At 51.3% G+C, this 11,162-nt stretch carries 8 protein-coding genes; 2 read left to right on the top strand and 6 right to left on the bottom strand.

Translation table 11 applies throughout. The features are described 5' to 3' along the window. The first annotated feature begins 3 nt into the window (after window positions 1-3). A complete protein-coding gene (locus tag HEM79_RS06900; protein WP_176242275.1) occupies window positions 4-780 on the top strand; it encodes a YfaP family protein in 777 nt (258 codons plus the stop codon). 73 nt (window positions 781-853) lie between these two features. Here the strand turns inward: HEM79_RS06900 and atoB are convergent, their stop codons facing one another. The 6 genes from atoB to atoS all read right to left on the bottom strand — a co-directional run bounded on the left by atoB (window position 854) and on the right by atoS (window position 8,095). Next, window positions 854-2,038, bottom strand: coding sequence for an acetyl-CoA acetyltransferase (atoB, locus tag HEM79_RS06895; RefSeq protein ID WP_176242274.1), 1,185 nt, complete (start codon window positions 2,036-2,038; stop codon window positions 854-856). A 30-nt stretch (window positions 2,039-2,068) separates the two neighbouring features. Then, window positions 2,069-3,391, bottom strand: a complete 1,323-nt coding sequence (locus tag HEM79_RS06890) for a TIGR00366 family protein (protein WP_176242271.1) — start codon at window positions 3,389-3,391, stop codon at window positions 2,069-2,071. Further along, on the bottom strand, window positions 3,388-4,038 hold the full coding sequence (gene atoA / locus HEM79_RS06885; RefSeq protein WP_000339061.1) for an acetate CoA-transferase subunit beta: 651 nt from the start codon (window positions 4,036-4,038) through the stop codon (window positions 3,388-3,390). The genes HEM79_RS06890 and atoA overlap by 4 nt, the downstream gene beginning before the upstream one ends. Further along, a complete protein-coding gene (gene atoD, locus HEM79_RS06880) occupies window positions 4,038-4,700 on the bottom strand; it encodes an acetate CoA-transferase subunit alpha (RefSeq protein WP_176242269.1) in 663 nt (220 codons plus the stop codon). Before atoD ends, atoA begins: the two co-directional genes overlap by 1 nt. Window positions 4,701-4,895: 195 nt before the next feature. Then, on the bottom strand, window positions 4,896-6,281 hold the full coding sequence (gene atoC, locus HEM79_RS06875) for an acetoacetate metabolism transcriptional regulator AtoC (RefSeq protein ID WP_176242267.1): 1,386 nt from the start codon (window positions 6,279-6,281) through the stop codon (window positions 4,896-4,898). Continuing rightward, entirely contained in the window at window positions 6,278-8,095 is a 1,818-nt protein-coding gene (gene atoS, locus HEM79_RS06870) for a two-component system sensor histidine kinase AtoS (RefSeq protein ID WP_176242265.1), read from the bottom strand. Before atoS ends, atoC begins: the two co-directional genes overlap by 4 nt. A gap of 176 nt (window positions 8,096-8,271) precedes the next feature. Between atoS and rcsC the strand changes: the two genes are divergently transcribed. Beyond that, entirely contained in the window at window positions 8,272-11,121 is a 2,850-nt protein-coding gene (gene rcsC / locus HEM79_RS06865; protein ID WP_176242263.1) for a two-component system sensor histidine kinase RcsC, read from the top strand. Window positions 11,122-11,162: the final 41 nt, after the last annotated feature.

The raw sequence follows: 11,162 nt of genomic DNA, 5'->3' as shown, positions 1-11,162 counted from the left end.
GCTATGCGAAAGATTTTTCTTCCGTTGTTACTGGTGGCGCTTTCTCCTGTTGCTCACGGCGAAGGTGTGCAGGAAGTCGAGATTGATGCGCCGCTCTCTGGCTGGCATCCGGCGGAGGGTGAAGATGCCAATTTTTCACAATCGATTAATTACCCCGCGTCGTCCGTCAATATGGCCGATGATCAAAATATCTCAGCGCAGATCCGTGGCAAAATAAAAAATTACGCTTCTGCGGGTAAACCCCAGCAGGGTCGAATAGTAGTTAACGGCGCCAGTATGCCGCAGAGAATTGAATCCGATGGTTCATTTGCGCGCCCTTATATTTTCACCGAAGGCAGCAACAGCGTGCAGGTCATCAGCCCGGATGGGCAAAGCCGACAAAAAATGCAGTTTTACTCAACGCCGGGTACAGGAACGATTCGTGCACGTTTACGGCTGGTTCTCTCGTGGGATACGGATAATACCGATCTCGATCTCCATGTCGTTACGCCTGATGGCGAACACGCCTGGTACGGTAACACGGTGCTGAAAAACAGTGGCGCACTGGATATGGATGTCACGACGGGGTACGGTCCAGAGATTTTCGCCATGCCAGCGCCGATTCACGGGCGCTATCAGGTGTATATCAACTACTATGGCGGGCGCAGCGAAACGGAATTGACGACTGCCCAACTGACGCTGATCACCGATGAAGGATCGGTCAATGAGAAACAGGAAACCTTTGTTGTCCCGATGCGTAATGCTGGTGAACTGACGCTGGTGAAAAGTTTTGACTGGTAATTAATGAGGTGACTTTCACTGTCGATGTTTAAGAAAACGCCCGATGACTTTCGCTATCGGGCGTTTTTGTTCGTTAATTCAACCGTTCAATCACCATCGCAATTCCCTGACCGCCACCAATGCACAGTGTTGCCAGACCCAGCGTTTTATCGCGTGCCTGCATTGCATGTAATAGCGTGACCAGAATACGTGCACCGCTGGCGCCGATAGGATGCCCCAGCGCGATGGCTCCGCCGTTGACATTCACTTTCTCAGGATCAAAGCCCAGAGTTTTCCCAACGGCAAGGAACTGCGCAGCAAATGCTTCATTGGCTTCGATGAGATCAATGTCTGCCAGTTGCAGCCCCGCCAGTTGTAATGCTTTTTGCGTGGCAGGTACTGGCCCCATACCCATCAATGCGGGGGGCACGCCGCCGCTGGCATAGCTTTTAATGCGCGCCAGTGGTTTAAGGCCTGCCGCCAGCGCCGCCGATTCTTCCATAATCACCAGTGCGGCAGCCCCGTCGTTAATGCCAGACGCGTTCCCGGCGGTGACCGTTCCGGCTTTGTCGAAGGCCGGGCGCAATGCAGCCAGAGCTTCTGCAGTAGAATCTACTTTCGGGAATTCATCGCGTTCGAAGACGATGTTTTTCTTCCGTGTGACAACATTTACCGGGACGATTTCGGCGGTAAAAGCACCGGACTCAATGGCTGCTGCCGCTTTACGCTGTGAGTTTAGTGCCAGTTCATCCTGCATTTCACGGGTAATTCCGTACTCTTTGGCCACGTTCTCGGCGGTAATCCCCATATGATAACCGTGAGTGGCGCACATCAGGCCATCGCGCAGGATCACGTCATAAACCTGTCCGTCTCCCAGGCGATAACCAGAGCGTGCTTTTGCATCGAGTAAATAGGGCGCTAAACTCATGTTCTCCATTCCACCCGCTACGATGCTCTGTGCCTGACCAGCCTGAATTGCCTGGGCGGCAAGCGCCACGCTTTTCAGACCCGAACCACACACTTTGTTGACCGTAAATCCGCACACCGTTTCTGCCAGTCCGCTTTTTAGCAGTGCCTGACGAGCCGGATTTTGCCCCAGTCCGGCCTGCAATACGTTACCCATAATCACTTCATCGACGTGTTGTGAATCGAGTTTTGCGCGTTCAATGGCGGCCTGAATTACTGTTGCCCCCAGGTCGATGGCGCTGGTGGAGGCGAGTGAACCGTTAAAACTACCGATGGCAGTACGTACCGCACTGACGATGACACAATTTTTCATTTTATATTCCTTCTGTCTGTAGAGTTGCCGTCAGAACAGCGTTAAACCAATGACGAAAATGACGCCGGAGAAGAGCAGGGCAGTGATGCAATAGCCCATAATGTCGCGGACACCGAGTCCGGCGATTGCCAGTGCTGGCAGTGCCCAGAACGGTTGCGCCATATTCATCCATTGCTCGCCGTAGGCGATCGCCATTACCGATTTACCGAGATCAGCGCCCAGCGCCTGGGCTGCGGGTATCACGAAAGGTCCCTGAATAACCCAGTGACCGCCGCCAGACGGAACGGCGAAGTTAATCAGTGCAGAACTAAAAAAGGTCATTACCGGGAAGGTATCTTTGTTCGCAACATTGATGAAGAATTCGGTAATGAGTCCGCCCAGACCGGAATGCTCCATCATCAGTTGGATCCCAGCATAGAAGGGGAATTGCACCAGAATACCGGCGGTACTGCGTGCTGCCGCGCTGATAGCACGCATATAAGCCATTGGCGTTTTATGTAGCAGCAGACCCGCAATCATAAACATCAGGTTGACGGTATTGATGGTGATGTTGAAGCCATGTTCGCTGAAGTACATCGCCAGGTACGCGATACCGAGTGCGCCGATGATCAACGTCAGGATGCGGCTTTCTTCCAGTCGCTCGGATGGTGGAGCATCTTTCGGTAGCTGCTTCTGAAAATCAGCCTCTTCCATGAGTAGTTTCGGATCGATACTCACCACGTCGGATGGTTTTGGCATCATCATGCGGGTGATAAATGGCATCACCACAATCAACGCCACAGTGATGAAAATATTAAAACCACTGAACAGAGTATCGCCCACCGGGATAATCCCGGCGATATGCTCAACCGGGTTGCCCGGTGTTGCAGCCAACAGAGGCATTGAGCCAGAGAAGCCGCCACCCCAGGTGAGAAAACCAATGTAGGCGCAGGCAATGAGCAACGGATAATCAGAACCGGGTACTCGCCGGGCGACTTCACGGGCGAACATTGCGCCGACAACCAGACCAAATCCCCAGTTGATGACACAAGCGACGGAACCGAAGAAAGTGACCAGCATGACGCCCTGTACGGGCGTCTTTGCGGCGGAGGCGGCAGTGCGCAGCAAGCTTTTCACCGGAGCGGAGCTGGCAAGGGCATGACCGGTAACGATGATCAGCGCCATCTGCATACCAAACGCCAGCAAGTTCCAGAAACCGTCACCCCACATTTTCACCATGCTGATCGGCGTTTGTGGTGTTAACCAAAGCGCGATCACGAACGTTAGCAACGTCAGCAACATGGCAAAGATCAGAGGATCGGGAAGCCACCGGCTGACAAAGCGCGTCATAAAACGCGAGATGCGACCAATCATAAATCACCCCGTTGCGTATTCAGATCGGTGGCTACTTCAAACTGAGCTTCGGTTTTTGCACGCACGGTGGCTAAATCACACCCGTCGGCAATTTCGGTGAGCCACATTTTGCCGTCAATAAAACGAAAGACAGCCAGTTCAGTGACCAGCATATGCACCGCGTGTTGCGCAGTGAGCGGCATGGTGCAGCGGCGCAAAATTTTCGGAGAACCATCTTTGGCGCAATGTTCCATGGCAATGATCACTTTGCGCGCCCCGGTCACCAGATCCATCGCGCCACCCATACCGGGCACCATTTTCCCAGGCACTACCCAGTTCGCGAGGTTGGCTTCTTCGTCTACCTGCAAACCACCGAGCACGCAGGCATCAATATGACCGCCACGGATCAGCGCAAATGACATGGCGCTGTCAAACATGGCTGCACCAGGCAAAACACCACATGGCTGTCCGCCAGCGTTCACCAGATCTGGATGCGCTGTTGTGACCGGGCCTAAACCGAGGAAGCCGTTTTCCGATTGCAGAGTGATATGAATGCCTTCTGGCAAATAGTTGGCGACCATCGTCGGCAGACCAATGCCAAGATTCACGATGTCACCATCACGAAGCTCTTGCGCCACACGGCGCGCAATACGTTGTTTCGCATCCATTATTTGCTCTCCTGTGAAACGATGATGTGGTCGATAACGGCACCAGGGGTGACAATATGGTCAGGTTGCAGCTCACCGACTTCGACCAGTTCATCTGGCTCCACCAGCGTGATATCAGCCGCAAGGGCAATCAGGGGGTTAAAGTTGCGGGCGCTAAGTTGATAGGTCAGGTTGCCAAGTGGGTCGCAACGATGAGCGCGAATGAGCGCCAGGTCGGCGCGCAGCGGGCGTTCAAGCAGCCAGGTTTTGCCGTCGAGTGTCAGTGTCTGTTTGCCTTCCTCTACGACGGTGCCGACACCAGTTGGGGTGAGAAAACCACCAAGTCCAGCTCCACCACAGCGAATTTGCTCGATTAGCGTACCTTGCGGCACCAGAACGACGTCCATCTCACCAGATATCATGCGCCGACCTGTTTCCGGGTTGGTGCCGATATGTGAAGCAATCACTTTGCGGACTCGACCATTGACGATGAGCGGACCGATGCCGGTATCAACAAACGCGGTATCATTGGCTATCAATGTCAGGTCGCGAACACCAGATTCCAGTAATGCTTCAACCAGGCAGGATGGAGTGCCAATCCCCATAAATCCGCCCACCATGATGGTCATGCCGTCACGAAAGAAGCCGGAGGCGTCTTGTAATGTCATCAATTTTGTTTTCATTATTTATCCCTCTTGCATACACCGTTGTGGGTACAGTCAGGGAATAGCAAGGGGAGTGCCAGAATGAGAATATTGGATGTTGTTTCTTAACTTATTGAATAGAAAAGAATAAATTAGATGGAGATTAAGAAGGAGATTGAGCGGCTATGCAGAAATTTGCGCACTGTGCAAATTTCTGCATAGCAAGTTTTGGTGTTATACATCCGCCGGATCGATACCGTATTCCTGGAGTTTATACATCAATGCACGGCGACTGATACCCAGCATTAAAGCTGTGCGGGTTCTGTTTCCATCTTGTTGTTCCAGCACTTCCATAATGATGCGTTTTTCGACGCGTTTAATTTCCTCTTTTAAATTACGCTCACCGACAGGGGCTGTTTTTGCCTCTCCAGCATTACAGACTGGCTGACGAATCTGTGGCGGAAGATCCTCAGAAAAAATGATCGGGCCTGAGTTCATCACGACGGCGCGTTCAATGACGTTGGAAAGCTCTCGAATATTTCCCGGCCATGACCAGGTGGTAAGCAGTGACATTGCCATCGGATCGATGTCGATAATATCGCGCTGATTCTCACTACTGAATTTTTGCAAAAAGTGATTAGCTAACAGGGAAATATCTTCCCGACGATCGCGCAGAGGCGGCAGTATTAAATGAATAACGTTAAGGCGATAAAAGAGATCTTCACGGAAGGTGCCTTCTTTTACCATCGCCTGCAAGTCACGGTTGGTGGCGGCAATGATGCGGATATCAACTTTTATGGTCTGATGACCGCCAATCCGTTCAAATTCCCGTTCCTGCAGAATGCGTAGTAATTTGGCTTGCAGTACCAGCGGCATTTCGCCAATTTCGTCGAGGAGCAGAGTCCCCTCGTTGGCGCGCTCAAATAATCCCTGACGCAAGGTTTGTGCACCAGTAAATGCGCCTTTTTCATGACCAAACAGTTCACTTTCGAGCAACGATTCCGGCAGCGCCGCGCAGTTGACTTTAATAAACGGCCCCTTTGCCCGCCGCGAATTGTAGTGAATCGCTCTGGCAATCAACTCTTTCCCGGTGCCGCTTTCACCGCTAATCAAGACGCTGGCCTGAGAAAGGGCAATTTTGGCGGTGTCTTTGCAGATGTCCATCATCGCCGGGCTATTGGTGAGAATGTGCCCCCATTGCCAACTGGTGCTCAGTGCCTGGTGCAGATGACGGATCTCTTTTTTCATTGACTGGAGTTGTAAAGCGCGCTGAACGATTAAATTCAACTCATCGAGATCAAACGGTTTAATAACATAGTCGAAGGCTCCGCAGCGTAGTGCTTCGACGGCGGTTTCCACTTCAGCATAGGCCGTCATCAGAATAACGGGTGTCCGGGTCTCATGGCTGCGCATCTCCTTTAGTGCCTTGATGCCGTCCATCTCTGGCATGCGGATATCCATCAACACCACGTCAGGGTGAATATCGGCAAACAGGTGTAATGCTGTGCGTCCGTTGTTCGCACAATGTGTTTCGTATCCTTGTAGTGCAAAAGCGGTGCTCAGCATACGGCGAACATTATCTTCATCATCAACAATAAGGATGCGATTAATAGCGGTCATACGGTCTGATTTCCCTGTGGGTTGATCGGTAAAATAAGGGTGAAGGTTGCGCCGTAGCCCGGCAAACTGGTGACGCGAATATCACCCTGATGGGCGTTAATGATGCGTTGACTTAACGCCAGACCAAGCCCGGTTCCTGAGGCTTTGGTGGTGAAAAAGGGATCGAAGATCTTTTTTTGCAGCGAGAGATCAATGCCACAGCCGTTGTCTTCTATCGAAATGGCCTGTTGTGAGTCGCTGTACTGCCAGGTTCGAATGCGAATTTTCCCTCGTGCACTGATAGCCTGGACGGCATTGATCAGGATATTCAGTAGTACCTGTTTGAGCAGTTCACGATCGGCGTTAATCGGGCTTAATTCATTATCCAGTTCGCTTATGAAGTCGACCCGCGCTTGTACGCCGGCGGTTTGTACCAGTACCAGAGTTTCTTCAACCAATGCATTGAGGCTGACTTGTTGCCATTGACTGTGGCGTGGGCGTGAAAAATCGAGCAATTGCTGAATGACTTTGTTAATTGAGTCGATTTCTTTGAGTACTACGGACAGATATTCCTGATGTATTGGGTCAGTGGTTTGTTGGCGCAAGATCTGTACATAACCACGAATAGCCGTCAGCGGATTACGGACTTCATGCGCCACGCCAGCCATCAGCTCACCCAGTGTGGCGAGGCGTTCAGCTTGCGCCATGCGGCGTTGGGTTTCTTTGCGGGCAGTTAAATCAGAGAAAATCACCAAAGCACCTATCATTTCACCATGCGTGTTATGAATACGGCTGGTAGTGACACTGATTTCAATGGTGCGGTCTCGGCCTGGAAAACTGATCTCCAGCGCCACGTGTTCGGTGCCATGTTCCAGCGTATCCAGAACGGGACTGTAGAACTGAGTATTGTCGAACAACATGGAGTAAGGCTGCCCTACCAGTTCATGACGTTGATAGCCAGTGATGACTTCTGCTGCTGGGTTCATGGTGGTTACATCACCCTGGCGGTCGATGGCAATGACGCCATCGGCAGCGTTTTCAATAATCAGATCGTTAAGTGTCCGCGTTTCACGCAGTGCCTGGGCGAGGTTGTTAACACTCTGACTGATTTGCCCCATTTCACCGGGCAATTGTGGTAATCGAGTGGGAATATTTTGCGCCAGAGTCGAGAGGCCATCGGTGATGATATCTATATTGGCGCTCAGGCGACGGGAGAAAAGCACAATCAACAGCAGGCTTATCAGCAAACCGGCGGTGAGTACAATGATAATCCTCACATCCATTTTCCAGGCCTGGCGGCGAATATCTTCGGTTAATTCATTGGCCCAGATATAACCGAGGACTTCACCATTACGTTCAATGGGGATCATTGAATTCAAAATATCGCCGCGCACCTGCCTGCCTGAATAAACCAAAGGGGTATTTGTTCGCATAACTTCGCGACCAGGGTGATCCGCAGCAATCGTCACGCCCACATTATTCTGATATAGCGATGAAGGCGCGTAGGTGATTATCGCATCCAGCGTCTTGTTATAATAACCAGCGCCTATGCCAGGAAAGGCGCGAGTAATATTTTCGGTAATGGGGGCAAGCTCTGCATTCAATGCGCGGATACGCTCCTCACGCGGTAAGTCGATATAGAGATCGTAGCGATCGCCTAACGCCTGATTAAGCAGGTTGAGCACGGCAGAAAGTTTTTTCTCTTTTTCAGATAAGACTGCTGAACGTCCTTCCGTTTCTACGATATAACCAATAGTAAGCGTTGGGACAATGACCATCAGGATTGCCATCAGGATCATTTGATTGCGTAAGCGGCGAGGATATATCCATTTCATATTACGCGTCCTTTTCTCCATCAGTATTGTTCCGGCATAGCACTATTATTGGGGGTTAAGGTGATGATTTCTCGGCGGTGTATCATATTACCGAGAAGAGAGAACATTGCGGTGGCACGCTTTTACCGCTACCTTAACCACACTCCATCGGTCACCTGAGGCGGAGCTTCGCCCCTTTGAAATACCTTGCTTCTTTTCGCACAACCCTGAAAGTCTCGCGCTATATGTTCAGAGCATTGGCGTTATTGCTCTGGCTGTTGATTGCTTTTTCATCAGTGTTTTACATCGTCAATGCCCTGCATCAGCGAGAATCAGAGATTCGTCAGGAATTTAACCTGAGTTCCGATCAGGCTCAGCGGTTTATTCAGCGCACTTCTGACGTGATGAAAGAGCTGAAGTACATTGCTGAAAATCGCTTATCTGTAGAAAACGGCGTGCTTTCCCCGCGTGGGCGAGAAACGCAAGCGGATGTGCCGGTGTTCGAACCATTGTTTGCCGATTCCGACTGTTCCGCGATGAGTAACACCTGGCGCGGCTCTCTGGAGTCGCTGGCGTGGTTTATGCGCTACTGGCGCGATAATTTCTCTGCAGCTTACGATCTCAACCGCGTATTTTTGATCGGCAGCGATAACCTCTGCATGGCAAACTTTGGCCTGCGTGATATGCCGGTTGAACGCGATACCGCCCTGAAAGCTCTGCATGAACGCATCAATAAGTATCGTAATGCTCCGCAGGATGACAGCGGCAGTAACCTTTATTGGATCAGCGAAGGCCCGCGTCCTGGCGTTGGATATTTCTACGCGCTGACGCCGGTGTATCTGGCGAACCGTTTGCAGGCTTTGTTGGGCGTTGAGCAAACCATTCGGATGGAGAACTTCTTCTTACCAGGTACATTACCGATGGGGGTTACTATCCTTGATGAGAATGGTCATACCCTGATTTCGTTGACCGGACCAGAAAGCAAAATCGAGGCTGAACCGCGTTGGATGCAGGAACGTTCCTGGTTTGGTTATACACCTGGCTTCCATGAGCTGGTGCTGAAGAAAAATCTGCCGCCATCATCGTTAAGTATCGTTTACTCGGTGCCCGTAGATCAGGTGCTGGAACGCATTCGTATGCTGATACTTAACGCTATTTTGCTGAATGTTATTGCCGGTGCGGCGCTGTTTACACTCGCGCGGATGTACGAGCGGCGTATTTTCATTCCGGCAGAAAGTGACGCCCAGCGACTGGAAGAACACGAGCAGTTTAATCGCAAGATTGTCGCCTCCGCGCCGGTGGGGATCTGTATTTTGCGTACCGCTGATGGCGTCAATATTTTGAGTAACGAACTGGCGCATACCTATCTCAACATGCTTACGCATGAGGATCGCCAGCGGCTGACGCAAATTATCTGCGGGCAGCAGGTCAATTTTGTCGATGTCCTGACCAGCAACAATACTAATCTGCAAATCAGCTTTGTTCATTCTCGCTATCGTAATGAAAACGTGGCGATTTGCGTACTGGTCGATGTTTCTTCGCGCGTGAAGATGGAAGAGTCGTTGCAAGAGATGGCGCAGGCAGCAGAACAGGCGAGTCAGTCGAAATCGATGTTCCTTGCTACCGTCAGCCACGAGTTGCGAACGCCGCTGTATGGCATTATCGGTAACCTGGATCTGTTGCAAACCAAAGAGTTGCCGAAAGGCGTTGACCGTCTGGTGACGGCAATGAATAACTCTTCCAGCCTGCTGTTGAAAATTATCAGCGACATTCTCGATTTCTCGAAGATTGAATCGGAACAGTTAAAGATAGAGCCACGTGAGTTTTCACCGCGTGAAGTGATGAACCATATCACCGCCAACTATTTGCCGCTGGTGGTGCGAAAGCAGCTTGGTTTGTACTGCTTTATTGAACCGGATGTGCCGGTAGCTTTAAACGGCGATCCGATGCGTTTACAGCAGGTTATCTCCAATCTGTTGAGTAACGCCATTAAATTTACCGATACCGGCTGCATTGTTCTGCATGTCCGTGCTGATGGCGATTATCTTTCTATTCGCGTTCGCGATACTGGCGTGGGGATTCCGGCGAAAGAAGTGGTGCGGCTGTTCGATCCCTTCTTCCAGGTAGGGACGGGCGTACAGCGTAACTTCCAGGGAACCGGTCTGGGGCTGGCGATTTGTGAAAAACTGATCAGCATGATGGACGGTGACATCTCGGTAGAGTCTGAACCAGGTATGGGAAGCCAGTTTACGGTACGTATTCCGCTGTATGGTGCGCAATATCCCCATAAAAAAGGTGTCGAAGGATTAACGGGTAAACGCTGCTGGTTGGCGGTACGTAATGCGTCACTATGCCAGTTTATCGAAACCAGCTTGCAGCGCAGTGGTGTAATCGTTACAACATACGAAGGTCAGGAACCCTCACCGGAGGATGTGTTGATCACCGATGAGGCGCTGAGTGAAAAATGGCAGGGCAGAGCGGTGGTGACGTTCTGCCGTCGGCATATTGGTATTCCGCTGGAGAAAGCGCCCGGTGAGTGGGTGCATAGCGTCGCCTCGTCGCATGAACTGCCTGTGCTACTGGCGCGTATCTATCGGATAGAAATTGAAAGTGATGATCCTGCCAACGTTCTGCCGTTGACGGACAAAGATTCCACCAGCAATGACGACATGATGATTCTGGTGGTTGACGATCATCCGATTAATCGTCGCTTACTAGCCGATCAGCTCGGATCGTTGGGTTATCAGTGTAAAACGGCAAATGATGGTGTCGATGCGCTTAATGTACTAAGCAAGAATCATATCGATATCGTGCTTAGCGACGTCAACATGCCGAATATGGACGGTTACCGGTTAACGCAACGTATTCGTCAGTTAGGGCTAACGTTGCCGGTAATCGGGGTGACTGCCAATGCGTTGGCTGAAGAGAAGCAGCGGTGTCTGGAGTCCGGTATGGATAGCTGTCTGTCGAAGCCCGTGACGCTGGATGTCATAAAACAGACGCTGACGATGTATGCCGAGAGGGTCAGGAAAGCGCGGAAATCGTAGGAGCGGTTGGTGCAAACGCCTGATGCGACGCTGGCGCGTCT

The sequence above is a fragment of the Escherichia sp. 93.0816 genome (assembly GCF_013368855.2).
Lineage (GTDB): Bacteria > Pseudomonadota > Gammaproteobacteria > Enterobacterales > Enterobacteriaceae > Escherichia > Escherichia ruysiae.
Note: the sequence above shows the minus strand (reverse complement) of the source record. Positions and strands in the feature narration are given on the sequence as shown.